This is a genomic window from Escherichia ruysiae (assembly GCF_031323975.1).
In the GTDB taxonomy this organism is placed as follows: domain Bacteria; phylum Pseudomonadota; class Gammaproteobacteria; order Enterobacterales; family Enterobacteriaceae; genus Escherichia; species Escherichia ruysiae.
The window spans coordinates 2,876,067-2,902,017 of record NZ_JAVIWS010000001.1; the positions used below are offsets into that span (position 1 = coordinate 2,876,067).

The window sequence follows — 25,951 nt, forward strand, 5'->3', positions numbered from 1 at the left end:
CTGTTTAGGATTTTGTTATTTAAATTACACCCGTAACGCCTTGCGTCCATTCCAGATAAATCCTACTTTTTTATTGCCTTCAAATAAATTTAAGGAGTTCGAAATGGACCAGAAGTTGTTAACGGATTTCCGCTCAGAACTACTCGACTCGCGTTTTGGCGCAAAGGCAATTTCAACTATCGCGGAATCTAAACGTTTTCCGCTGCACGAAATGCGCGATGACATCGCATTCCAGATTATCAATGATGAATTATTTCTCGACGGTAACGCCCGTCAGAACCTGGCGACTTTCTGCCAGACCTGGGACGACGAAAATGTTCATAAGCTGATGGATCTGTCGATCAACAAAAACTGGATCGATAAAGAAGAATATCCGCAGTCCGCAGCTATCGACCTGCGTTGTGTAAACATGGTTGCCGACCTGTGGCACGCGCCTGCGCCGAAAAACGGTCAGGCCGTTGGCACCAACACCATTGGTTCTTCCGAGGCCTGTATGCTCGGTGGGATGGCAATGAAATGGCGTTGGCGCAAACGAATGGAAGCCGCAGGTAAACCGACCGATAAACCCAACCTGGTGTGCGGGCCGGTGCAAATCTGCTGGCATAAATTTGCCCGCTACTGGGATGTGGAACTGCGCGAGATCCCTATGCGCCCCGGTCAGTTGTTCATGGATCCGAAACGCATGATTGAAGCCTGCGACGAAAACACCATCGGCGTGGTGCCGACTTTTGGTGTGACCTACACCGGTAACTATGAGTTCCCGCAACCGCTGCACGATGCGCTGGATAAATTCCAGGCCGACACCGGTATCGACATCGACATGCACATCGACGCCGCCAGCGGTGGCTTCCTGGCACCGTTCGTGGCTCCGGATATTGTCTGGGACTTCCGCCTGCCGCGCGTGAAATCGATCAGTGCTTCAGGCCATAAATTCGGTCTGGCTCCGCTGGGCTGCGGCTGGGTTATCTGGCGTGATGAAGAAGCACTGCCGAAAGAACTGGTGTTCAACGTTGACTATCTTGGCGGGCAAATCGGGACTTTCGCCATCAACTTCTCTCGCCCTGCCGGTCAGGTGATTGCGCAATACTATGAATTTCTGCGCCTCGGTCGTGAGGGTTACACCAAAGTACAAAACGCCTCTTATCAGGTCGCCACTTACCTGGCGGATGAAATCGCTAAACTGGGACCGTATGAGTTCATCTGTACAGGTCGCCCGGACGAAGGTATTCCGGCGGTTTGCTTCAAACTGAAAGACGGGGAAAATCCGGGATACACCCTGTATGACCTTTCTGAACGTCTGCGTCTGCGCGGCTGGCAGGTTCCGGCCTTTACCCTCGGCGGTGAAGCCACCGACATTGTGGTGATGCGTATTATGTGCCGTCGTGGTTTCGAAATGGACTTCGCTGAATTGTTGCTGGAAGACTACAAAGCCTCCCTGAAATATCTCAGCGATCACCCGAAACTGCAGGGTATTGCCCAGCAGAACAGCTTTAAACATACCTGATAACAGGATGCTATAAGGAATCTCAGCCCCGGCTAGCAAGCCGGGGCTGAGAGTTCGACCAGAATATAACCCGGAAATATTGGTTTATATTCATATTGTTATTAAGTTGTATAATGTATGAATGTTTATAAATTATAATGATATAAGTGAAATATCACCTTAAGGTATTATTCGCCTGGTATTCATTATCTTGCATTTTTATCTATTCATTTTTTGTATTATAAACACCATAATTCTGCGTAATTTATTCCACTCATTATCATTTTCCTCACCGCTTCGTTTAAATTTATATGCCAGTAAATTTGACTTAGATATAATGCGTGCTACATTAATAAACAGTAATATGTTTATGTTATATTAAGTCAACTATGCAATCACAACATGGCACTTGTCTCATTGCGTACGCAAGACATAAATATATTCTCACCATGGCTGATGGTGAATGTCGCTATTTTAATGGCGGTGATTTGGTCTGCGCGGATGCAAATCATGTTTTAGTTTCTAATTCCTTAGAAAATATAGTATTTGTCACGAAGGAAACGCTTTCATTATTCCTCCAGATTCTCAAGGAGGATGCGTTAAATTTTCATACTCATAAAAAAGTACCTTCGTTAATTATTCACCACTGTGCCAGAGAAATTCCATTTTTTCAGGAAGTTATGCAACTCTCGCAGCAAACTAATCTCCGCTATGGTGAGGTATTGCGCAAAAGAGCATTAATATTTGCATTATTGTCCGTTTTTCTTGAGGATGAGCAGTTTATACCGCTACTGGTGAACATATTACATCCCAATACGCGCACGCGAGTTTGTACAGTTATCAACAATAATATCGCTCATCAATGGACATTATCACAGATCGCCAACGAGTTACTGATGAGTCAGAGTCTGTTAAAGAAAAAATTGCGTGAAGAAGATACGTCTTATTCACAACTGCTCACCGCATGTAGAATGCAGCGTGCATTACAACTTGTTGTAATGCCTGGTATTCCAATAAAACGCGTGGCAATGTCCTGTGGCTATAACAGCATGTCATATTTTATTTACGTTTTTCGAAATTATTATGGGATGACACCCACAGAGTATCAGGAACAAATAGCACAAGGAAAGTTCAATGGCGACTCAATGACAAGACTTGTTACAGAAGAAAATTTTAGAGTTCGGCTGTAAGAATAAGATTACAACGTCTGCCCGAACATAAAAAAAACCCGGCATAGGGGACCGGGAAGAGGATAGTCTGCCGTCTCCAGACTAATAAACCGTTATAACACTCCCTGTTGGCACGGGAAACTTTTGTGCTCTCAGTAAGTTAAATATAACGTTTGCTGGAGATAAGATCAGCCAAATTTTTATAAACATAGGCTATACGATTTTTAAAAATATATTATTATTGTATTTACTTATTTCTAATTAACTGTTATGCAAATTTGCGTAATAGGTAAAGTATGATCCTACTAAATATGGCAGTTTTAGTCCTGAAGAACAGTCAGGCATCATTTCATCAGTATACTGAAATTGAAATAATCGCAGTAATGGAATATAAGGGATAGTCATGGCTCATGTTTGCTCGGTGATCCTCGCCTGCCGTTCGTTTGATATTTATCATGAACAACAAAAAATATCGTTGAACAAAGCGAGTATTCTACTACTGGAGAAAAATTTGGCAGACGATTTTTCGTTTTGTTCACATGATACGCGACGTTTGGATATCGATGAGCTGACGGTTTGTCATTACTTACAAAATATTCGTCAGGCACCACATAATTTGGGGCTACATAACAAAAATCGTTTATTAATTAACCCAGAACCGCCAATGCCTCTGGTGATAGCGATTTTTGATAGTTTTGCTAAATCCGCTGTAAATTCTCCTATATTGAGCAATATGCTCTATCTTTCCTGCTTATCAATGTTTTCTCATAAGAAAGAGCTTATCCCTTTACTTTTTAACAGTATCAGCACTGTATCGGGGAAAGTTGAACGTATTATTAGCTTTGATATAGCCAGGCGTTGGTATCTGCGTGATATCGCAGAAACAATGTATACCAGTGAGAGCTTAATCAAAAAAAAGTTGCAGGAAGAAAATACTTGCTTCAGTAAAATATTACTCGCCTCGAGGATGTCGATGGCCAGAAGACTACTTGAGTTACGGCAAGTTCCTCTACATACCATTGCTGAAAAATGTGGGTATAGCAGTACGTCGTACTTTATAAATACATTTCGACAATATTATGGCGTCACACCACATCAGTTTGCACAGCATTCGCCGGGAACCTTCTCCTGATTGCATATCTCATTTGGGTATTGGTCAGGATCTCATACTCGCTGCATGTAAAAATCTTTCCTGATTATCTCTGCCGGAACCAACGGCAAGTTCTCTTTGGCAGTTCGCAAACGGGTATTAGTATTTTCAGGAGGAAAAGACGCGGCATGTTTGGGATTATTAAGCTAACAATTCATATAATTACGGGAATGCTGGTCTGTATTGTGCTGTTCAAATTGATGACCAATGGCTGGAGTGGTTTCTACTTTCACTGCTGTTTGTTAAGTCTGGTATTCCTCACGATTAGCTGGTTGTTGAGTAGTGAGTGGTTGCGAGGAAAGAGTAAGGCTGAACGCTCATGTTCAACCTTACTCTCATTCATACGTTACGCTTTTTTAAAGCGGGCAAAGAGATGTTCCACAACGACAAAAAAGACGGGAACGAAGTAAATTGCCAGCACAGTTGCTGCAAACATCCCCCCCATAACGCCTGTACCTACCGCGTTTTGTGCGCCGGAACCTGCGCCATGACTGATAACCAGCGGCAGTACGCCGAGAATAAAGGCCAGAGAGGTCATGAGGATTGGGCGTAAACGCATCCGCGCCGCTTCGATAATCGCTTCTACCGGTGTTTTGCCTTCTTTCTGCATCATCTCAACCGCAAATTCGACGATCAGGATGGCGTTCTTGGCGGAAAGCCCGATAGTGGTCAGCAACCCGACCTGGAAGTAGACGTCATTGCTTAAGCCGCGCAGGTCAGTTGCCAGTAATGCACCAATGACACCCAACGGTACAACTAACATCACCGAGAACGGAATTGACCAGCTTTCATACAGCGCGGCGAGGGCGAGGAACACCACGACCAGTGAAATGGCATACAGTGCGGGTGCCTGGTTGGATGATAACGCTTCCTGATATGACAACCCGGTCCAGGAGTAGCCGACGCCCGCCGGAAGTTTAGCGACCAGATCCGCCATAAATTTCATTGCGTCACCGGTACTTTTCCCTGCAGCGGCTTCCCCTAAAATCTCCATCGACGGAATGCCGTTGTAACGTTCCAGTCGCGGCGAACCGTAGGTCCATTCTGTTGAAGAATAGGCAGAAAGCGGCGCCATCGTGCCAGAGGCGTTGCGTACATACCATTGGTTGATGTTGTCCGGCAGCATACGGAACGGCGTTCCTGCCTGGACATACACTTTTTTCACACGCCCCTGATTGAGGAAGTCATTGACGTAGCTACTGCCGAAGGCGGTAGAGAGGGTCTGGTTGATATCAGACAGTTCCACGCCCATCGCTTCGGCTTTCGCGGCGTTGACGTTCACTTTGAACATCGGTGTATCTTCCAGGCCGTTCGGGCGAACCGCTGTTACCTGATCGGGTGATTGTGCTGCCAGCGACAACAACTCGTTTCTCGCCTGGGTCAGCTTTTCGTGCCCCAGGTTGCCGTTGTCCAGTAGTTCCATATCAAAACCTGATGCTGTACCCAGCTCCGCTACCGCAGGTAAGTTGAACGGGAAAATCATCGCTTTATTGATACTGCTCAGAGCCACCATTGCCCGCTGAATGATTGCGGTCACTGAGTTTTCCTCGCCGACACGTTCAGACCACGGCTTGAGGCTGATAAACGCCAGACCGTTGTTTTGCCCCTGACCGCTGAAGCCAAAGCCGCCAACGGTAAACACCGACTGGACATTATTTTTCTCTTTTGTCAGATAGTAATCTGTCACCTGTTGCAGCACTTTCGTGGTGTTAACCATGGTGGAACCTGACGGTAACTGCGCGGTGGTCATAAAGACCCCCTGATCCTCTTCCGGTAAGAAAGAGGTCGGTGTACGCAGGAACAGCACCGCCATCCCCGCACAAATCAGCAGGTAAACCACCATGTAACGACCAGTGCAACGCAGCAGTGAGCGGGTGCTGTCGGTATAGTGCTGAGTCGATTTTTCAAACAGATGGTTGAAGCGTTCGAACAAGGCGTTCGGTTTGTGACCACCTTCCGGTGCGGCTTTCAGAATGGTGGCGCAAAGTGCCGGGGTCAGGCTCATCGCCACAAACACCGAAAGCAACATGGATGAAATCAGCGTAATGGAGAACTGGCGATAAATTTCCCCGGTCGCGCCGCTCATAAAGGCCATTGGCATAAACACGGCGGACAGAACAACGGCAATCCCGACCAACGCACGCTGGATTTGCCCCATCGATTTATGCGTCGCTTCCTGCGGCGGCAGTTTATCTTCCGCTATCACGCGCTCGACGTTTTCCACCACCACGATGGCGTCATCTACCAGAAGCCCTATAGCTAACACCATCCCGAACATGGTGAGGGTGTTGATGGTAAAACCGACCGCCGACAAAATCGCGAACGTACCGAGAATAACCACCGGCACGGCGATAGTCGGGATAATCGTAGCGCGAATGTTTTGTAAAAACAGGTACATGACCAGGAAGACGAGGATGATCGCCTCAACCAGCGTTTTGAAAACTTCCTGAATTGAAATTTGGATAAACGGTGTGGTGTCGTAAGGATAAACCGTCTTCAGGCTGGCGGGGAAATAGGCTGATAAGCGGTTGATTTCTGCTTTTACTGCCCGCGAGGTATCGAGCGCGTTTGCCCCGGTAGCCAGTTTGATGGCGATACCGGCAGCAGGTTTGCCGTTATAGCGCGCCACGGTGGAATAATCTTCCGCCCCCAGCTCGACGCGAGCAACGTCGCGCAGCAATACTTGCGAACCATCTTGCTGAACTTTTAGCAGGATTTTGCCAAATTCTTCCGGCGTTTGTAGACGCGTCTGCACAATGATTGAGGCGTTCAGTTGCTGGTCTGCCGCCTGTGGCATCCCCCCCAGTTGACCGCCGGAAATCTGGTTGTTTTGTACTTTGATTTGGGAAATAACATCAGAAGGAACGAGATTGTATTTATTGAGTTTTTGCGGATCCAGCCAGATACGCATGGCGTACTCTGAACCAAAGAGCTGTACGCTACCGACGCCTGCGGTACGGCTTAGAGGGTCTTTAATATTAGACGCCACATAGTCCGCGATGTCGTACTGGTTGAGGCTGCCGTTATCAGAGATAAACGCCGCCACCATCAGGATATTGCTGCTCGATTTATTGACGCTAATTCCTTGTTGCTGTACCGCTTCGGGGAGCGATGGCATGGCGAGTTGCAGTTTATTTTGTACCTGAACCTGCGCGATATCGGGTGATGTTCCCGTCTCAAAGGTCAGGGTGATGGATGCATTACCTGCTGCATCGCTGGTTGATGACATATACATCAGGCCATCAAGCCCATTCATATTTTGCTCAATCACCTGAGTGACCGAGTCTTCTACTGTTTGCGCATCAGCGCCCGGATAGGTGGCGCTGACGGTGATGGTTGGCGGTGCAATCTGCGGATATTGCGCAACCGGTAAGTTCATGATCGCCAGACCGCCTGCGAGCATCAAAATAATGGCAAGTACCCAGGCAAAAACCGGGCGATCAATAAAATAGTTAGCCATGAAAGTCCCCTTAAGCCTGCAACGTTATTGTTTCGATTCGGTGCTGGCGTTTTCCTGGCTGGAGGAAATTGCGCGTGCTTTGATACCCGGATGTATGCGTTGCAAACCGGAAACGATCACCCGATCGCCAGCTTGCAAACCAGAGGTAACAACCCACTGATTTCCGATAGCTTTGGTAGCGTTAATTTCGCGTAACTGCACGACATCGTCTTTATCCAGAATGAGTGCCGTCGCTTTACCCTGAGCGTTGTGAGTAACGCCTTCCTGCGGCACCAGTAACACATTCTGGCGACTACCTTCATCCACTAACGCTGTGACGTACATGCCTGGCAGTAAGTCACCCTTTGGATTGGGGAAGATCGCGCGCAACGTGACGGAACCCGTGGTTTCATCTACTGTCGGGTCGGAAAATTTCAGCGTGCCGGTCTGGCTGTAACGCTTGCCATTTTCCAGATTAAGCTGCACAGGCGTACTGCCCTGAACCTGCTTGATCTGCCCACTGGCGACTTCCTCTTTCATGCGCAAAAAATCCTGCACCGACTGCGTGAGATCGACATAAATCGGATCCAGACGCTGCACAGTGACCAGGGAATCAGCTTGATTAGCAGTAACTAATGCGCCGACGGTTACCGACGATTTTCCGCTGACGCCCGTAATCGGCGAGGTGACATTCGCGTATTGCAGATTGATCGTCGCCTGCTCAACAGCCGCTTTGGCGACGGTGACATTGGCTTCTGCCTCATTCAGTTGGGTGCGCGCGGTGTCGTAATCCTGACGGCTAACGTAGTTGGTCTTCAGCAACGATGCCTGGCGGTTAAAGGTGATGCGGGCATTGCTGGCGGTGGAGAGAGCTTTCGCCAGCGAACCTTTGGCAGAGTTCAGCTCTGCCTGTAAGGGGGCAGGATCAATCTGATACAGCGAGTCGCCCTGGTTAACTTTATCGCCTTCGATAAAGTTGCGTTTAATGATAATGCCGCCCACCTGGGGACGTATCTCCGCAACTTCATAAGGAACTGTTCTGCCGGGCAGTTCGCTCATCACATTGACCGAACCGGGAGAGAGTGTCACCACACTCACTTCAGGTGTCATGGCGGCGGCATTTTCCGTCGATTTGTCATCGCAGGCGGTGAGCATCGCGCCGCAGAATAACAACGGTATTAACAGTATTCTTTTTCTGTTCATTTTAGTCCCTGAAAACTCGTGAGAAATAACGGTTCTTTGAATTACGCGTGGGGTGAGGTATGAGGGATTTACAGACCAGCGGCATAATGCAAGTCATGAGGTTGTAAGCCAGCGAGGAAGCATGTAGGCAGAGTGACCAATATTGTGACGTTAATGGCAAAAAAAATGTTGCCGTTCTGCCGACAGTCTCTGTCTGCATCCGGGCAACGAAGGTTTCTACTGGTGGATACATAAACCAGGGGAATAAGTTCGTTTTCGCTTCTCCTTGGGCTATCACCGGGAGTAATGGAGTCAGCATTTGCATCCCTCGTCATGCCAGCCATTAATTTCAGACAATTATCGCTGGGTCACATCGGCTCCTTATTAAAAATAAGAAGAAATTCCCAGAGTCACGATGTCGCTCATACGTCTCAGTTTCAGCTTGTACATGATATTGAATTTCTGGATCTTTAACGTTTGCTGCGAAATATTCAGTGTTGATGTGATATTACTTTCATTTTTGTTTTTCAGAATCAGTTGCATAATTTTGAATTGATTATGCGAGAAACATAATTGAGAATTCTTATGGGGTAAGTGTTTTCCATAAGTAATATCAATCAGGTTTTTAATACTTTCTTTGCGGCTGATAAAATAAATAGGCGACTGACTTTTCAGTTTACTGATGTGATAAGGTGCCAGAACAATGATTCTTTCGGCATCTAATTTCTCAAGAAACTTAATAGCTTCTTCATCAAGGATATGATTATGATAGGTATCAATGATCACCTTGAATGGTTTGTTGCCTATGCTTTTGAGCTCTGACAGGGAATTGATTTTTATCATTTCGTGATTATCTTTCAACTGCAAAAAGCCCTGTAAAAGAAAAGAATCCTTCGTCATGAGAAAAATCATAACTTGCTCCTTAGCCGTTATCGTTTCGAACATGTTGTCCCTTTCATTATTTACATCCATGTCCGAATATGGTGTTCAATATAGTAAACGCCTATAAGAACCTTGCCCTTCGTGAACTAATACGTCTATTAACACTAATCAAAACTTCAGATTTAGCCATCATCTGGTCCATATATTGATCCTAGGTAAGATTCCTGGTTGTTATTGATTTGTAATTAATAAACAAAACATTAACACGCTGCGGACTTCTACCCAAGAATAAGTTATAAATAATCCATTTGTGATCTCTGAAGAATATTACTAAAGTTAAAGCGTAATCCGATTTAAATATTGAGTCTCCTTGTTTCTATTTAAGCTGGCAATTGGATTGCCAGCTTTCTTTTAGTGCATTGATAGTGAAAAAATAAACTCTGGAATATTTGTTTATCTACCCATAGCATCGATGTTTATGGAACCTTCAGTTCACTTTCTCACAGCACTTCTAAAACATTAAACCTGACAACGAAAAATATCAGCCATGATAATGTTTGAAATGGCTAATTCGCCGTGAAATAAATAAAAAAAACAAAAATTTCAGATAGTTGATTTAATCGCTGTGCGCGATTTATTTCAATGATAGTACGTGTTTTATCAAGGTAGCCATGCGGTGGTGTAGGTGTTAGCTGCCTCATAATCATTGTGCGTAACTATGAGGCAGGCTAAAAAATAGAGCGGAGATACGTCGGCTATTTATTATTTTTTAACGAACAAACTAGCAAAACTGAACAGGCTGGCGGCGCTAAATATGAGTTCGATCCCTACCAGGGTAGATACCAATGTCACAGAAACCATTGGTGTTGCGCCAAGGAATATCCAGGCAATGACGATATCCAGCACACCAATAACGAGTTGTAGCCAGCTACCTTTCATTGAACGCTGACGATACCAGCTCATCAGGCGAATAACCCCTGCGACGCAGAACAGACCCGCAATAAACGCTGCAATGGCGAAAATCCCTAGTTCCGGTGCACGGATAAAGAAATAGCCGATCAATAAATAGGCTACTGCCACAAGGAACCCCGATAATACAGGCCAGAAATTATGACTGCGGTTGCTGAATAATCCAACAATAAGTGCAATACCAGAGCAGACTAATAATACGCCAACTACCGTGCTTAGAATATCACCAGAAACAAACGGGAAACTGATACACAGTAAACCGACGATGAATAGCAGTACAGCAATAAACTGGATCGCTCTACGATGCTTCTTAAGCATATCCAGATCAAACTTCAAAATTGTTGCCTTATCTATATATAACATAGAACCACCCTATAAATTTAAGAAGGAAAACCCCTGCTATCAATCTATGCCAAAAATGCATCTGAGAATGCAGTTGATTTAATAAAAATTTCCTAATTACTGTGCGTGATGACCATGTAACCTATTGTATTATAATAAAAATATCTGATTTTGATATTTTGTCTCAACATGACATACCCAGAAAACCAGGTTATAACCTCAATGTCGAAATTGATTCGTGACGGCTCTTTCACTTTATAGTTGAGGATATTACGATGAAAAAAGTATTAGGCGTTATTCTTGGTGGTCTGCTTCTTCTGCCTGTAGTGAGCAATGCAGCCGATGCGCAAAAAGCAGCTGACAATAAAAAACCTGTCAACTCCTGGACCTGTGAAGACTTCCTGGCTGTAGACGAATCCTTCCAGCCGACTGCTGTCGGTTTTGCTGAGGCTCTGAATAATAAAGACAAACCGGAAGATGCGGTTTTAGATGTTCAGGGTATTGCAACCGTAACCCCTGCGATCGTTCAGGCTTGTACCCAGGATAAAAAAGCCAGCTTTAAAGATAAAGTTAAAGGCGAATGGGACAAAATTAAGAAAGATATGTAATTACGGGAATGCGTTACATCGTATTTCCTTAAATATTGAACAGGCCGGAATATCTTGCTTATAAAGTAGGTAATCCTCCTGTTCATATATCAATTATTTATTGAATGGGTTGTAAAATGAATATTGCATCTCTACGTAAAGCCATTGTTTTCGTTGGCGCTGTAGCGGCACTGTCACTGGTTAATGCGCAATCTGCGCTGGCGGCTAATGAATCTGCTAAAGATATGACTTGTCAGGAATTTATTGACCTGAATCCGAAAGCGATGACACCTGTTGCATGGTGGATGCTGCATGAAGAAACGGTTTATAAAGGTGGTGATACTGTAACCTTAAATGAAACCGACCTGACTCAGATTCCTAAAGTGATTGAATATTGTAAGAAAAATCCGCAGAAAAATTTGTATACCTTTAAAGATAAATTGGCAAATGTCCTGCCGAATTAACAGGAATAAAGCAAAAAGGAGTAGCAAGCCGAGCCATCTTGCTGCTCCTTTTTGCGTTTTTATATGACTACCGAATTTATTATTCGTTTGATCCTGACCGCAATTGCTTGTGGTGCTATTGGCATGGAAAGGCAAATGCGCGGCAAAGGAGCCGGGTTACGCACACATGTCTTGATTGGTATGGGCAGCGCGCTGTTCATGATTGTGTCGAAATATGGTTTTGCTGATGTGCTGGCGTTGGATCATGTCGGTCTTGATCCCAGCCGTATTGCCGCTCAGGTCGTCACTGGCGTCGGATTTATCGGTGCGGGGAACATCCTCGTTCGCAATCAAAATATTGTCGGTTTAACGACCGCTGCTGATATTTGGGTAACGGCAGCCATCGGTATGGTGATTGGTAGCGGCATGTATGAACTGGGGATTTACGGTTCCGTGATGACCTTGCTGGTGCTGGAAGTCTTCCATCAATTAACCTTCCGCCTGATGAACAAAAATTACCATTTACAGCTGACATTAGTGAACGGTAATACGGTATCAATGCTCGACTGGTTTAAGCAGCAAAAAATAAAAACTGATTTAGTTTCGTTGCAGGAAAATGAAGATCATGAAGTGGTCGCCATTGATATCCAGCTTCATGCCACAACGTCGATAGAAGATCTGTTGCGATTATTAAAAGGTATGGCAGGGGTGAAAGGCGTTTCAATTAGCTAATCTGTATAGTTATTTATTCGCAGGAGTACCAGTGCGGTACTCCTGTTGCTTTTAATGATCGAGGACGATCATTGGTGAATGGTTGGCAGGATCTTTAAGTACGGTAATATCCGCGCCGTAGAGCATTGTCAGCGCCTGCTGTGTCAATACGTCCTGTGGTTTACCATTTGCGATAACCTTTCCTTTTTGCATTAATACAACACGGTCTGCATAACGCGCGGCAAGATTTAGATCGTGCAATACGCAGCAAACATTGAACTGCCGTTCGTGAACTAACTGGCGTAATAAACGGAACAAGTGCTGCTGATGGTGAATATCCAGCGCCGAAGTTGGTTCATCAAGAAATAACCATTTCGGTGAGGGAGTAGGTTCCCAGAGTTGCACCAGCAGGCGCGCTAATTGCACGCGCTGTTGTTCACCACCGGATAATTGCCGATAGTCGCGGTTTGCTAACGCCTGACAGTCACATAACGCCATTATTTGTGCTGTTTCATTATCCTGATTACCAGTACGATGCGGATGCCGCCCCATCTGGATAACTTCTTGTACGCTGAATGGAAACGCCATGTGGCTATTTTGACGCATCACGGCCCGGTGTTTCGCCAGTTCAGTAATCGACCATTCATTTAATGGCTTATTAAACAACCGACATTCGCCGCTATCAGGTTGAAGATAGCCGGTTAACTGGCGAAGCAGCGTAGATTTTCCCGCACCATTAGGGCCGAGAATGGCAACAATTTCCCCACCGGGAAAAGTCAGCGAGACATTGTCAGTCAGACGCCGCCCCTGAAGGCTATAAACCAGGTTCTGGGCGCTGATCATGTGATCCTCCGGTTGCGCAGAATCAACCACATAAAATAAGGGCCGCCAAGCAGGCTGGTTAATAATCCCACGGGCATTTCTGCTGGCTGTACTAGCGTGCGGGCAAGTGTGTCTGCCATCAGCAATAAACAGGCGCCGGCGAGGGCGGAACAAGGGATTAACCAGCGGTGATTTGCCCCGGTCGTCATGCGAATCAGATGTGGGATCACCAGGCCTATAAAACCGATAATTCCGCTTACCGATACGGCAGCGCCAACAAGCAGTGAGCTAATCAACAGTAATTGCTGGCGTTTACGTTTAACGTTCACGCCGAGGTAGTGGGCTTCTTCATCACCAAGTTGCAGCAAATTTAGCGTTCCGGCGAGACAGGTTGTCGCGATAATGGCTGGCAGAATGAATGAACTGGCGACCAATAACGTCGGCCATTGCGCCTGTCCAAGATTGCCCATCATCCACAGTGTGAGTTGTCGTAGCTGCTGTTCATCGCCGATATAGCTCAGTACGCCAATCGCCGCACCGCACAGGGCGTTGATGGCGATCCCGGCCAGTAACAATTGCATCATGCTGCCATCGCGATGGCGCTGCGTGATGAGAAAAATGATGGTGCAGACCACTAAACTACCGGCGATGGCAAATACCATTTGCTCATAGAGCACCAGCATCACCGGGAAGGAAAAGGGCAGCACAATAGCAACGCCAACCATTAATGCCGAACCGCTACTGACGCCGAGTAATCCAGGGTCAGCCATGGGGTTGCGAAAAAGCCCCTGCATAATCACCCCGGCGGTTGCCAACGCTGCGCCTACCAGTACTGCCAGTAAAACGCGAGGCAGGCGAATATTTAGCCAGATATCGCGGTATTCCTCATCAAAAAGGGCATCAAAACTGATCTTTAACGCTCCCTGACTGGCGCCGAACAGCACCAGGGCAAGCAATAAGAGTGATAGCCCCATAAAGACACTGGCGGAAGACAATGAATCCTTGAGCACGCAAAACTCCATTACGACATTACGGCGCGGATATTCCGCGCCGGGAGGGGATTACGCCGGTTTCAGATCTGGTTCAATCAGACTGTAGATCTGCTTGTTGAGTGTCGGCTGACTGGCCAGTTCAGCAATATGTGTAGCGACATCGGCACGGCGGACAAAACCATGACATTCCTGATTTTGTATCCGTAACGCGTTGCCCGTTGCTGCGCCATCAAGCAGACCGCCTGGACGGAGAATGGCGTAGTCAAGTTGGCTGGTTTGCAGCCAGCTTTCCGCCAGCGTTTTTTCCCGTACCGCCTGACCAAACGCGGCTTTGGCGCGATCTGATAAAAACGGCCAGCTATCTCCGCATCCCAAAGAGGTCACCAGAATCATGCGCTTGATACCGGCTTTTTCGGCCTCATCAATCACTGTTCTGTGCGCCAGATAATCCTGAGCTCCTCCCATTGTTGAGATGACAAGCGCATCCGGGCCAGCCGCGCGGCAAGCAGCCGCAACTACGCTGGCATCACAGGCGTCGCCTGTAAAAACCTGCACACCTTGTTGTGCCAGTTTCCTGGCTGCATCGGCATGACGAACGACAGCAACGACCGGACGTTGTTCCGCCAGCGCCAGTGCAAGCGTTCTGGCACCAACTCCCTTTCCGCCTGCGCCAAAGAGTAGCCACGGCGTCATCAGGCGTGTTCCTTTAACGATGCCGCCAGAGCATGGAAGGCGCTGACTTGTTCGCTCAGGAGCTGACGATGGTCATCCCTGCCGAGGAAGATTTTCAGCATGGCGCTGCCTTCCTTATTGAAAAAGAGAATAGAGGCGGTGTCCATGCCCATGAATTTACGTTCGATCAAGGCAATATGTGTGCAGTTTTCTGCTTTGATATGCCCGGACATGCCGTGCTTTCCGCGTAGGTTGAAATAGCCGTGACGATGGAAACCCGAAGGCAGTTCGCCGCTAAATTCGAGGATCACATCGGCAGTATGCACCAGCGTGGTGACGTTGCCCCATTCGCAGACGGTATCCCAGACAGTATCGAATTTATCGCCTGACACGACCGTCGGAGAGGGCAGATTTTTCACTACCTCCAGCAGTGTGGTGTTGTATTGTTCGGCGATCGCTTCCAGCGTACCGTCTGGCTCCGTTTTCAAAAATTCTTGTAACGAGACATGGCTCATAAATCACTCCTGTTATGGTTTTCCACGCACAATCGCTGGCGCATTAAGTACCTGAATCAGTTCATTAAGAGACTGCAAAATATTGCTTGCCCAGAAACGACCTTCATTAGTCAGCCGCAGGCAAGTTGAAGCATCGCGGCTTAAGCCTTTTTGGTGCCACTGAGCCAGTAACGGCGCGAGTTTTTCGGCATGTGGCGTAAGTTCGTCCAGTGATACATGCGCCGTTTCAATGCCCGACTGCAAGGTATGACGCCACTGCGCGTTACGTTCGGCGTTACGCATGATCATCATCAGCGGTTTTTTGCCTGCCGCGACGGATTCATGCCAGGTCTGAAGGTTGCGTTCGTTCATCCAGGAGTAACCATTAATCGAACCGCCTGCGCCAGAACCAAAGGCCAGACAATCGGCTCCCTGTTTAATCAGCAGGTTATAGAGATTGCGTTCGCGTGTGGTACGGCCCCAGTGGCTGTTACTGATGCAGCGCCAGCCGGCATCGTCCATGAAGTCACACCCTTGCAGATAGAGATCGCGGCGTTCTGCCGGAGAGGGCACGGTAGTGCGCCCATTTTCCACGGCTTTGCCCAGCGGCGTGTTGGGCAGGACATTGAGCGCATAGAGATCAACGCCATCGAGACCGATATCGCGGGCAATAGTCAGATCTTCTCCCCAGGTTTGCGCATCCTGACCTGGCAGGCCGAATAACAGATCGCACACCACCGCAGCACGGTCGCGTTTGACCAGGCTTTCCATAAATGCAATGGCGGTTGGGCCATCAGAGGTGCGTGCCATTTTCTTGCGGATGTTGCTGTTAAATGACTGAATACCAATAGAAAAGCGATTTGCTCCTGCGTCAAGGCAAGCGTCGATTCGGTCAGCGTCAAAATTCAGTACCCGGCCTTCAATGGTGATTTCACAATCGGGTGCCAGCGGTAATTTCTCTCGTAGTGTGGTGATGATTCTGGACAAATCGCGCGCAGAGAGCGCAGAAGGCGTGCCGCCACCGAAATAGACTGCGTGGATGGGCGCGGACTGATGCAATACACTGTCCGCCTCCAGCTCGATTTCTCGAATCAGGGCATCGGTATAATGAGCGCACGCATCTTCGTTAAAACGATTCTGATAAAAACCACAAAACGTGCAGTGTGTCGCGCAAAAAGGAATATGCAGATAAACCAGTCGCTTACGAGGTGAAGTCGTTTGACCGATCATCTCTTGCCAGGTTTGTGCCAGTTGTTCTTTGGCGACCGGAATGGCTCCACGAAATGGCATCATGGCGCGCCTGTCTTTAAATGGCTGGTCTCCGTCTAAAGCAAAATGTGGCGTGAGATCCAGGGTGTTTTTCATGTTCATACGTCTGATTTAAATCCGTTTATTGCGGCCAAAGCTGCTGGTGTAAAGACTCAACGACATCAGCAATACGCGGGCCCATTCCCAGAATCAGGTTTTGATCAACGGTGATAATGCGCTGGTTTTTCCATGCGGCGGTGTGGGTAATTCCGGCAATAGAACGCAGCCGATTAATATCGCCATCGACCATTTGTGAGGTGACGACAATCACTTCAGGGTTAGCCGCAATCAGCGATTCCGCGCTGTAGCTTTTGTACTGCTGGTGGGTAGCGACGTTTTCTGCACCGGCAAGTGACAGAATAGCGTCTGCGACGCTGCCTTTACCGGCAACCTGTGGCGCACTGCCGCCTGCGGAGAGAATAAACATCGCTTTAACCGGGGCTTTTTTGGCCGCCACGTTTTGCTGTACTCGCTCCAGGCGTTGGTTGATCTGTGTCACCAGCGCGTCGCCTTGTTCAGGAACCTGTAACGTTTTCGCCAGTTGACGAATGTTGGCGTACATCTGCTCAAGGGTGGCAGGCACTCGCGGCAGGGTGACGACGTTGACTTTCTGCGCCCGTAGTTGGTCGAGCACAATTTGTGGCCCGGCATCCTGCCAGGTAATTACGCTATTCGGGCGAAGTGACAAAATGCCTTCGCTGCTTAGTTGTTTCCAGTAACCAATATGCGGCAGTTTGGCGGTTTCTGGTGGATAAGATGTTGTTTCATCGACACCAACCACGCGGTTACCAGCACCCATCGCGTAGATCAGTTCCGTCAGTGACCCTCCAGCAACCACGATACGTTCGGTCGCCGTTGCGCTAAAAGCCCAGCTAAGAGCCAGTACTGCCATAAACAGTTTTTTCATGGAACTTCGTTTTACCGTGGTCTTCGCGGCAGAGGCCACGGCTGAAATGCATAACGTTAGTGGGGAACAAAGACACGGCCTGGTGGTGATCCTTGGCATCATATTGAGAACTCTTATCAAATTGAGAATGATCATGATTATCATTTGAGTTATATATGAAATTCCACCACCGATTCAATACGCAAGGCGTTACAAGCGTATTTATTTTTGATTTTTATCAAGATGATTCGTCAGCTAACGTTCTTTGCAACGGCTGAATTTCGGGGCGAGAAAAAGGTGAAACTCCAGCAATGTCGCGGGTTGTAGGGCAAAAAAATAGAAAAATTATTGCAGTTAACGACAAAGATTTGTTACGGCACGGTGGGACGAATTGTGACAAGGACGCTGCGGTTGATGAGAGATAAACAGATTCTTTAACCCCCTGTTTAGTGTGTTAATAGCGGTTAAAAAAAGCTTGATCATAAAAAAATGATCGATAATAATTCTCATTATCAAGTTGGTATTTAACAAAATATAATCATATGGATAATGAAATTATAACTTTCGTGAGGGATAACGCACGGCACTCTTCACTTCAGACGTGGTGTACCACCCGGCCTGATAAGAGGGCTTGTATTTGCGCAATTGTCAGAAATACCAGGTAATTTCACGGGATATAAACGCCAATTAACTCACCTGGCTAATACTATCGCCTTGAATCGTAAATAAATTTATTTTCGCCAGCCACCCCGGTTTTTACCCAGGCAGCCAGCATTTTTTATTTTCCTCATGGAGAATCGCTATGTCACGTCCGCAATTTACCTCGTTGCGCTTGAGTTTGTTGGCTTTGGCTGTTTCCGCCAGCTTGCCGACGATTGCTTTTGCTACTGAAACCATGACTGTTACTGCAACGGGGAATGCCCGCAGTTCCTTCGAAGCGCCAATGATGGTCAGCGTTATCGACACTTCCGTCCCTGAAAACCAAACGGCCACTTCTGCCACCGATCTGCTGCGCCATGTTCCTGGGATTACTCTTGATGGTACGGGACGCACGAATGGTCAGGATGTGAATATGCGTGGTTATGACCATCGCGGTGTGTTGATCCTTGTCGATGGTGTTCGGCAGGGAACCGATACTGGACACCTGAATGGTACTTTCCTCGATCCGGCGCTGATCAAACGCGTTGAGATTGTCCGTGGTCCTTCGGCATTACTGTATGGCAGTGGCGCGCTGGGAGGGGTTATCTCCTACGATACGGTCGATGCAAAAGATTTATTGCAGGAAGGACAAAGCAGTGGTTTTCGTGTCTTTGGCACTGGCGGCACGGGAGACCATAGCCTGGGATTAGGCGCGAGCGCGTTTGGGCGAACTGAAAATCTGGATGGTATTGTGGCCTGGTCCAGCCGCGATCGTGGTGATTTACGCCAGAGCAATGGTGAAACCGCGCCGAATGACGAGGCTATCAACAACATGCTGGCGAAAGGAACCTGGAAAATTGATTCTGCCCAGGCTCTGAGCGGGTTAGTGCGTTATTACAATAACGACGCGCGTGAACCAAAAAATCCGCAGACCGTTGAGGCTTCTGATAGCAGCAACCCGATGGTTGATCGCTCAACGATTCAACGTGATGCGCAGCTTGCTTATAAACTCGCTCCGTTGGGCAACGACTGGTTAAATGCCGATGCAAAAGTTTACTGGTCGGAAGTCCGTATTAATGCGCAGAACACGGGGAGTTCCGGCGAGTATCGTGAACAGACGACAAAAGGTGCCAAACTGGAGAACCGTTCCACTCTGTTTGCCGATAGTTTTGCCTCTCACCTGCTGACATATGGCGGTGAGTATTATCGTCAGGAACAGCATCCTGGCGGTGCGACGACGGGGTTCCCGCAAGCGAAAATCGATTTCAGCTCCGGTTGGCTGCAAGATGAGATAACCTTACGCGATCTGCCGATTACCCTGCTTGGCGGAACCCGCTATGACAGTTATCGCGGTAGCAGCGACGGCTACAAAGATGTGGATGCCGACAAATGGTCATCTCGTGCGGGGATGACTATCAACCCGACCAACTGGCTGATGTTATTTGGCTCGTATGCGCAGGCATTCCGCGCCCCGACGATGGGCGAAATGTATAACGATTCTAAGCACTTCTCGATTGGTCGCTTCTATACCAACTATTGGGTGCCGAACCCGAATTTGCGTCCGGAAACCAACGAAACTCAGGAGTACGGCTTTGGGCTGCGTTTTGATGACCTGATGTTGTCCAATGATGCCCTGGAATTTAAAGCCAGCTACTTTGATACCAAAGCGAAGGATTACATCTCCACGACCGTCAATTTCGCGGCGGCGACGACCATGTCGTATAACGTCCCGAACGCCAAAATCTGGGGCTGGGACGTGATGACGAAATATACCACTGATCTGTTTAGCCTTGATGTGGCCTATAACCGTACCCGTGGCAAAGACACCGATACCGGTGAATATATCTCCAGCATTAACCCGGATACTGTTACCAGCACCCTGAATATTCCCATTGCCCATAGTGGCTTCTCTGTCGGTTGGGTCGGTACGTTTGCCGATCGCTCAACACATGTCAGCAGCAGTTACAGTAAACAACCGGGCTACGGCGTGAATGATTTCTACGTTAGCTATCAAGGACAGCAGGCACTCAAAGGCATGACCACCACTCTGGTACTGGGCAACGCCTTCGATAAAGAGTACTGGTCGCCGCAGGGTATCCCGCAGGATGGTCGTAACGGAAAAATTTTCGTGAGTTATCAATGGTAATCATCTGCCCCGATATTTCGGGGCGTTTATCTGGAAGGAAGAGAGACAATGAACCACTACACACGCTGGCTTGAGTTAAAAGAACAAAATCCCGGAAAGTACGCGCGTGACATCGCAGGTTTAATGAATATTAGCGAAGCAGAACTGGCATTTGCGCGCGTCACGCACGATGCGTGGCGGATGCGTGGCAATATTCGTGAAATTCTGGCAGCACTGGAAAGCGTTGGCGAAACCAAATGCATTTGCCGGAACGAATATGCTGTTCATGAGCAGATTGGTGCTTTCACGAACCAGCATTTGAACGGTCATGCCGGATTAATACTCAACCCGCGCGCGCTGGATTTACGACTGTTTCTCAATCAGTGGGACAGTGTTTTCCATATAAAAGAAACCACGACTCGCGGCGAACGCCAGAGTATTCAGTTCTTTGATCATCAGGGCGATGCGTTACTGAAAGTTTATGCCACCGATAATACCGACATGGCGGCATGGAGCGAGCTTCTGGGGCGTTTTATCGTCGAAGAGAATACGCCGCTTGAGTTAAAAGCCGTTGATGCGACTGCCGCACAAACCGACGTAGATGCCAGTGTGGTCGAGCAAGAGTGGCGGGCGATGACCGACGTTCATCAGTTTTTTACGTTGCTCAAGCGCCACAACCTGACTCGCCAGCAGGCGTTTAATCTGGTGGCAGACGATTTGGCCTGCAAAGTACCCAATAGTGCGCTGGCGCAGATACTGGAATCCGCCCAGCAAGATGGTAATGAGATCATGGTATTTGTTGGCAACCGTGGTTGCGTACAGATCTTCACCGGTGTGGTTGAAAAAGTGGTGCCGATGAAAGGCTGGCTGAATATTTTCAACCCAACGTTTACTCTTCACCTTTTAGAGGAGTGCATTGCTGAAACCTGGGTAACTCGTAAACCCGCCAGTGACGGTTATGTGACCAGTCTGGAATTGTTTGCCCATGACGGTACGCAGATTGCGCAGCTCTATGGTCAACGTACAGAAGGCGAACAGGAGCAAGCGCAATGGCGTAAACAGATTGCGGCATTGACGCAGGAAGGTGTTACTGCGTAAAGCGTAATTGTGCGGAGGTCTGGCGGTCGCCGGGCCTCTTTATAAATATCAGCTGGCGAGTTCAGACCAGATAATCAATATGTTGATGACGTACCAGTTCGTTGATCCGCTTAAGGTTGAGAATCATCATAATATTGTGTTTATGGCAGTAGAATGTTTTCAGCGAAATTTTTAATTTTCCCAGAATATCTTCTGTCGTCATTTGATTAGCAATGCAGGTCAGAACTTGATGTTGTTTGCATGAGAGTGACACATCCGCTTCTGGCACAGAACAGTAACTGCCATTAAGCAGCGCGACAAAGTCAATAATCGTAATATTTCTCTGGACAAAAGTTACCGGGACTTTTCCCAGACAGCGTTTAATATTAAACGGTGAGAAAACAATGACATGAACAGGCTTCAGATGTTCAATTTTGTTGAGTATTGAAGAATGAAAGACATTGTTCATTAATGTATCAATAATCACTAAGGCATTCTGATGCAATGTTAAGTCGATCTCCTCTTCGTTCTGTATATGAACGACATTACCCTTACTTAAAATATTTTTCATCGCGGTGAAAAACATTGTATCCCTGGTAATTATAAGAAACATAACCGACTCCTGTTGCGGACATTAACTTTATAATCAGGTGCCAAAGGTAATAAATAGAGAGGATATTATAATTATAGTTATATATAAATATTCATACTAAAGATGCAGATATTTGAAAAATATCTGCATCTTTAAACTAAATTATTTCACCAGTTCTGGTGTTACCTGGCTAACCGCATTGGTGTAGTAAGGTGCGCCCCAGCCTGGTTCAGGCCAGAATGCGCCGTAGCCGTAATCCCACAGGTTGTAGGTGGTGTTGACCACTTCTCTCAAATGCCACACCTGAATACCTTGTACATTCACGTCAACGAAGTTATATGGGACTTTATTGATAAATCCAGGTTGTTCGCCCTGAATTGTGCCGAGAACAGTAACAAAGTGATTACGATAGTTCACTGGGTCAAGGAAGCCATTTTGTCTGGCGAGCAGGCGACCTTGATAGTTGGCTTCAATGTCAGGTTTGGCATAGCTATCCAGCGGTAATACGGCGATTTCTAACAACGTATCAGTTTTGCCGTTAATAACGTTGATAACCTTACCGCCAAAGCGTGCCTGTTGCCCAACATACAAATTCGGTTGGTTATGAACAGCAACAAAACTTTTTTGAATATCAGGTTGATTATTGCCTTTAATATTTTGCGGAATCGAACTACATGCGGCAAGAAAAAATGAAAGGCTGAAGATGAGTGCACCTTTTGTCTTGTTCATGTTACTATCCTTATCAACAAATGTTAAAACCATAATAGATATTTCTTTATAGTTTTCATCCGATTCTTAGGCGATATGCCTGATAGTAACGTAAACCTGTCTGATATTTATATCCTTGAATATTAGTCCCGGATAGCATTGACATATGATGTTATTATCCGTCTCCTCGTAATATTAGTTCTTTATTTAATTATTATAATGAGTTTATTTTTTTATCTCATGTTACATGGAGTGCTAATTATTAGCATTATGGTGATAACCATTTATTCAAATGGAAACTATTTATCCTCGAGGGCAGGAAGCGCAATTTACTGAGATTGCACGATCTCGCATCCGGTAAGAAATGATACGCGCTTCGTCAGAGATTGGGGGCACAGCCACCCCCCTTTGTTTATTTTAATCGTTTACCCGAATCATCAACCACTTTTTCACCGTCTTCCTTGGTAAACGCCCCTTTCTGAGTATCTGGCAGGATCTCCAGCACCACTTCCGAAGGACGGCACAGCCGGGTTCCCAGCCGCGTTACCACGATTGGGCGGTTAATCAGAATCGGGTGTTGCAACATAAAGTCGGTTAACTGATCGTCAGTAAATTTATCTTCTGCCAGACCCAGTTCCTCATACGGTTCAACGTTTTTACGTAGCAGAGCGCGAACAGAAATTCCCATATCAGCAATGAGTTTTACCAGCTCATCACGCGTCGGTGGGGTTTCCAGATAATAGATAATGGTCGGTTCTGTACCGCTGTTGCGGATCATCTCCAGCGTATTACGCGACGTGCCGCAGGCCGGGTTGTGATAAATGGTAATGTTGCTCATATCAGTATCTCATTACAAAGTGAAAGAGAGGCGTAGCACCAGCGCCACCAGCGTTACAAACAGTACCGGCAGGGTCATGAGAACCCCTGTGCGGAAGTAATATCCCCAGGTAATCGTCATATTCTTCTGCGAAAGTACGTGCAGCCAGAGCAGCGTCGCCAGGCTACCAATTGGGGTGATTTTCGGCCCCAAATCGCAGCCAATCACGTTGGCATAAACCATCGCTTCTTTGATAACGCCAGATGCCGTGCTGCCATCAATGGACAACGCGCCAACCAGTACCGTCGGCATATTGTTCATAATAGAAGAGAGGAAGGCGGTGAGGAATCCGGTGCCCAGCGTCGCGGCCCACAGGCCGTTATCCGCCAGCACGTTGAGTACGCCAGAAAGATATTCCGTTAACCCGGCATTGCGCAGGCCATAAACCACCAGATACATACCGAGCGAGAAGATGACAATCTGCCAGGGTGCACCGCGCAGGACTTTACCCGTATTAATCGCATGACCGCGCTTAGCGACGGCAAATAATATCAGCGCGCCCACTGCCGCAATGGCGCTTACCGGAATGCCGAGCGGTTCCAGGACGAAAAATCCCACCAGCAGAAACAGTAAAACAACCCAGCCAGTTTTGAAGGTGGCGGGATCTTTAATTGCTTCTGCCGGTGCTTTCAGCAGCGCCATATCGTAGTTCTGCGGAATGTCTTTGCGAAAGTAGAGATGTAGCATCACCAGCGTGGCCAGTATCGCGGCGATATCCACCGGCACCATCACCGATGCGTATTCGCGAAAGCCGAGGCCAAAGAAATCTGCCGAAACGATATTCACCAGGTTGGAGACGATAAGCGGCAGGCTGGCGGTATCGGCAATGAATCCGGCTGCCATCACGAACGCCAGCGTAGTGCCTTTGCTGAACCCTAACGCCAGCAGCATGGCGATGACAATCGGCGTTAAAATAAGCGCCGCGCCATCATTGGCAAACAGGGCAGCAACGGCAGCGCCGAGCAGGACAATCCAGGTAAACAACAGGCGACCGCGTCCATTGCCCCAGCGTGAAACGTGCAGCGCCGCCCATTCGAAAAAGCCGGATTCATCCAGCAGCAGACTGATGATAATAACGGCAATAAATGCGGCAGTTGCATTCCAGACGATATTCCACACCACCGGAATATCGCCCGGATGAACCACGCCCGTCATTAACGCCAGCACCGCGCCCAGCGTCGCACTCCAGCCGATGCCTAAACCTTTCGGCTGCCAGATAACCAATACAATGGTCAGGACAAAGATAGCGCCTGCCAGTAACATAATGCCTCCCGGATAAAACACATGCGAAAATCCATATGTGTTTAGATAAAATTTTTAACTGCAAATATTCTTATTGTCTGCGGAACAATTTTGTCGGGCCAGGTTACGGATAACAGCCTGAACATTTTCCTGTTCACATCTCCAGGCCTCATCAATAATTTTCGCCGCCCATGCTGGAATATGCGGCGATAGGCGGTAATGAACCCACTTACCTTGCTTGCGATCCAGCAATAAACCGCTTTCCCTCAGCAATGCCAGATGGCGGGATATCTTGGGCTGCGACTGATCGAGGGCAGTGCAGAGATCGCAGACGCATAACTCTCCCAGTTCGCTAAGCAGTAAAACGATGCCCAGACGGGTTTCATCAGCAAGAATTTTGAACAATTGGATGGGTAACAGAAATGACATATTGCGCTCCTGATTGTTGCAGGTAGTGTCTCTCTTCGAAGCGGATAAGTCAAAAACATATATGACTTAACGAATGTGTAAGTGCAGAAGATGGTAATAGGTGTGAATTTTGAGTTGGCTATTCATTCGAAAGGAGGTCTGAATCAGGACGTAAAAAAACCGACTTTGCGTCGGTTTTTTACTTTCCAGCCCTGAGTTGGTGGCTCTGGCTGGAGTGAGAGAGCTCTTATCTAACAGCTCAATACTATTAGCCAGTGGCTAACATTGCAAGAATTAGCAATTTCTTCAGCTGGCGGAGGGGGCACTTCGGTATATATCGCAGTGACGATTTATATACTTTCACTGGGTCATCGTCATATTAAGCCTTGTCCGAATCCGGATGTAAAAAAACCGACTTTGCGTCGGTTTTTTACTTTCCAGCCCTGAGTTGGTGGCTCTGGCTGGAGTGAGATAGTCATCATCTAACGCATCAATGCTAATACCATACTGAAACTATTGCAAGGACGAGCTGGTTTTATAACCTGTATGTACTGTATGATTATCCAGTTAGCTCTGAGACATTTTCACTCTGACAATGCGCATAAACGCTTTCAAAGTCCTGGTCAGAAGTACGGGTGGTGCCGTTAACTGATGCTCTGGCCGGAGTGAGATAGTCGTCATCTAACAATGGGACATGCGCCGTGACAGGCAGTGGATGAGTAAGCGGATGCATTCTCACTCCATCGCATGGA

At 47.4% G+C, this 25,951-nt stretch carries 23 protein-coding genes; 8 read left to right on the plus strand and 15 right to left on the minus strand.

The genetic code is table 11. The annotated features are described in order from the left end of the window. Positions 1-103 precede the first annotated feature (103 nt). The 3 genes from gad to gadW all read left to right on the plus strand — a co-directional run bounded on the left by gad (position 104) and on the right by gadW (position 3,784). Complete coding sequence (gad, locus tag RGV86_RS13860; RefSeq protein WP_137598393.1) at positions 104-1,504, plus strand: glutamate decarboxylase; 1,401 nt, start codon at positions 104-106, stop codon at positions 1,502-1,504. 368 nt (positions 1,505-1,872) lie between these two features. Then, positions 1,873-2,673, plus strand: coding sequence for a DNA-binding transcriptional regulator GadX (gadX, locus tag RGV86_RS13865; RefSeq protein WP_085461373.1), 801 nt, complete (start codon positions 1,873-1,875; stop codon positions 2,671-2,673). 382 nt (positions 2,674-3,055) lie between these two features. Next, positions 3,056-3,784 carry an acid resistance transcriptional activator GadW gene (gene gadW / locus RGV86_RS13870; protein WP_000951545.1) on the plus strand — a complete coding sequence of 243 codons (729 nt, stop codon included), beginning with the start codon at positions 3,056-3,058 and terminating at the stop codon, positions 3,782-3,784. Positions 3,785-4,148: 364 nt separating this feature from the next. Here gadW and mdtF read toward each other — a convergent pair whose 3' ends face one another. The 4 genes from mdtF to hdeD all read right to left on the minus strand — a co-directional run bounded on the left by mdtF (position 4,149) and on the right by hdeD (position 10,637). Beyond that, positions 4,149-7,262, minus strand: a complete 3,114-nt coding sequence (mdtF, locus tag RGV86_RS13875; RefSeq protein ID WP_085461372.1) for a multidrug efflux pump RND permease MdtF — start codon at positions 7,260-7,262, stop codon at positions 4,149-4,151. A gap of 24 nt (positions 7,263-7,286) precedes the next feature. Beyond that, positions 7,287-8,396 carry a multidrug transporter subunit MdtE gene (gene mdtE, locus RGV86_RS13880; protein WP_307723225.1) on the minus strand — a complete coding sequence of 370 codons (1,110 nt, stop codon included), beginning with the start codon at positions 8,394-8,396 and terminating at the stop codon, positions 7,287-7,289. A 411-nt stretch (positions 8,397-8,807) separates the two neighbouring features. Further along, positions 8,808-9,335, minus strand: a complete 528-nt coding sequence (gene gadE / locus RGV86_RS13890; RefSeq protein WP_000576683.1) for an acid resistance transcriptional activator GadE — start codon at positions 9,333-9,335, stop codon at positions 8,808-8,810. Positions 9,336-10,067: 732 nt separating this feature from the next. After that, entirely contained in the window at positions 10,068-10,637 is a 570-nt protein-coding gene (gene hdeD / locus RGV86_RS13895; protein WP_085461370.1) for an acid-resistance protein HdeD, read from the minus strand. A 254-nt stretch (positions 10,638-10,891) separates the two neighbouring features. On the opposite strand from hdeD, the gene hdeA reads away from it, so the two are divergent. The 3 genes from hdeA to RGV86_RS13910 all read left to right on the plus strand — a co-directional run bounded on the left by hdeA (position 10,892) and on the right by RGV86_RS13910 (position 12,378). Continuing rightward, the gene (hdeA, locus tag RGV86_RS13900; protein ID WP_000756548.1) at positions 10,892-11,224 is read left to right on the plus strand and encodes an acid-activated periplasmic chaperone HdeA; all 333 of its coding nucleotides are present in this window, start codon (positions 10,892-10,894) and stop codon (positions 11,222-11,224) included. 116 nt (positions 11,225-11,340) lie between these two features. Continuing rightward, positions 11,341-11,667: an acid-activated periplasmic chaperone HdeB gene (gene hdeB / locus RGV86_RS13905; RefSeq protein WP_016158878.1), complete on the plus strand. Its 327-nt coding sequence runs from the start codon at positions 11,341-11,343 to the stop codon at positions 11,665-11,667. 63 nt (positions 11,668-11,730) lie between these two features. Next, entirely contained in the window at positions 11,731-12,378 is a 648-nt protein-coding gene (locus RGV86_RS13910) for an MgtC/SapB family protein (RefSeq protein ID WP_024212629.1), read from the plus strand. Positions 12,379-12,429: 51 nt separating this feature from the next. Here RGV86_RS13910 and RGV86_RS13915 read toward each other — a convergent pair whose 3' ends face one another. Genes RGV86_RS13915 through shuT form a run of 6 tightly spaced genes read right to left on the minus strand, consistent with a single transcriptional unit; the run spans position 12,430 to position 17,651 of the window. After that, positions 12,430-13,200 carry a heme ABC transporter ATP-binding protein gene (locus RGV86_RS13915; RefSeq protein ID WP_085461369.1) on the minus strand — a complete coding sequence of 257 codons (771 nt, stop codon included), beginning with the start codon at positions 13,198-13,200 and terminating at the stop codon, positions 12,430-12,432. Beyond that, the gene (gene shuU / locus RGV86_RS13920; protein ID WP_000910410.1) at positions 13,197-14,189 is read right to left on the minus strand and encodes a heme ABC transporter permease ShuU/ChuU; all 993 of its coding nucleotides are present in this window, start codon (positions 14,187-14,189) and stop codon (positions 13,197-13,199) included. The genes RGV86_RS13915 and shuU overlap by 4 nt, the downstream gene beginning before the upstream one ends. Before the next feature lie 51 nt (positions 14,190-14,240). Further along, on the minus strand, positions 14,241-14,864 hold the full coding sequence (gene chuY, locus RGV86_RS13925; RefSeq protein WP_085461368.1) for an anaerobilin reductase: 624 nt from the start codon (positions 14,862-14,864) through the stop codon (positions 14,241-14,243). Continuing rightward, on the minus strand, positions 14,864-15,358 hold the full coding sequence (hutX, locus tag RGV86_RS13930) for a heme utilization cystosolic carrier protein HutX (protein ID WP_000020032.1): 495 nt from the start codon (positions 15,356-15,358) through the stop codon (positions 14,864-14,866). Before hutX ends, chuY begins: the two co-directional genes overlap by 1 nt. Before the next feature lie 12 nt (positions 15,359-15,370). Then, positions 15,371-16,708, minus strand: coding sequence for a heme anaerobic degradation radical SAM methyltransferase ChuW/HutW (gene hutW, locus RGV86_RS13935; protein WP_085461367.1), 1,338 nt, complete (start codon positions 16,706-16,708; stop codon positions 15,371-15,373). Between the two features lie 19 nt (positions 16,709-16,727). Further along, entirely contained in the window at positions 16,728-17,651 is a 924-nt protein-coding gene (shuT, locus tag RGV86_RS13940) for a heme ABC transporter substrate-binding protein ShuT (RefSeq protein ID WP_024165147.1), read from the minus strand. 775 nt (positions 17,652-18,426) lie between these two features. Here shuT and chuA point away from each other — a divergent pair. Both chuA and chuS read left to right on the plus strand, forming a co-directional pair. Further along, the gene (gene chuA, locus RGV86_RS13945) at positions 18,427-20,316 is read left to right on the plus strand and encodes a TonB-dependent heme/hemoglobin receptor ChuA/ShuA (protein ID WP_307723224.1); all 1,890 of its coding nucleotides are present in this window, start codon (positions 18,427-18,429) and stop codon (positions 20,314-20,316) included. A 48-nt stretch (positions 20,317-20,364) separates the two neighbouring features. Next, on the plus strand, positions 20,365-21,393 hold the full coding sequence (chuS, locus tag RGV86_RS13950; protein ID WP_085461366.1) for a hematinate-forming heme oxygenase ChuS: 1,029 nt from the start codon (positions 20,365-20,367) through the stop codon (positions 21,391-21,393). 61 nt (positions 21,394-21,454) lie between these two features. On the opposite strand, the gene RGV86_RS13955 is transcribed toward chuS, so the two are convergent. The 5 genes from RGV86_RS13955 to arsR all read right to left on the minus strand — a co-directional run bounded on the left by RGV86_RS13955 (position 21,455) and on the right by arsR (position 25,220). Continuing rightward, the gene (locus tag RGV86_RS13955) at positions 21,455-21,985 is read right to left on the minus strand and encodes a helix-turn-helix domain-containing protein (protein WP_000478613.1); all 531 of its coding nucleotides are present in this window, start codon (positions 21,983-21,985) and stop codon (positions 21,455-21,457) included. 141 nt (positions 21,986-22,126) lie between these two features. Further along, positions 22,127-22,693 (minus strand): outer membrane lipoprotein Slp, encoded by a 567-nt coding sequence (gene slp / locus RGV86_RS13960; protein ID WP_001044201.1) that lies wholly within the window; start codon positions 22,691-22,693, stop codon positions 22,127-22,129. A 391-nt stretch (positions 22,694-23,084) separates the two neighbouring features. Continuing rightward, on the minus strand, positions 23,085-23,510 hold the full coding sequence (gene arsC, locus RGV86_RS13965) for a glutaredoxin-dependent arsenate reductase (protein ID WP_085461365.1): 426 nt from the start codon (positions 23,508-23,510) through the stop codon (positions 23,085-23,087). A gap of 12 nt (positions 23,511-23,522) precedes the next feature. Further along, positions 23,523-24,812 carry an arsenite/antimonite:H(+) antiporter ArsB gene (gene arsB / locus RGV86_RS13970; RefSeq protein ID WP_085461364.1) on the minus strand — a complete coding sequence of 430 codons (1,290 nt, stop codon included), beginning with the start codon at positions 24,810-24,812 and terminating at the stop codon, positions 23,523-23,525. Positions 24,813-24,866: 54 nt separating this feature from the next. Then, positions 24,867-25,220, minus strand: coding sequence for an As(III)-sensing metalloregulatory transcriptional repressor ArsR (gene arsR, locus RGV86_RS13975; RefSeq protein ID WP_085461363.1), 354 nt, complete (start codon positions 25,218-25,220; stop codon positions 24,867-24,869). Positions 25,221-25,951 lie beyond the last annotated feature (731 nt).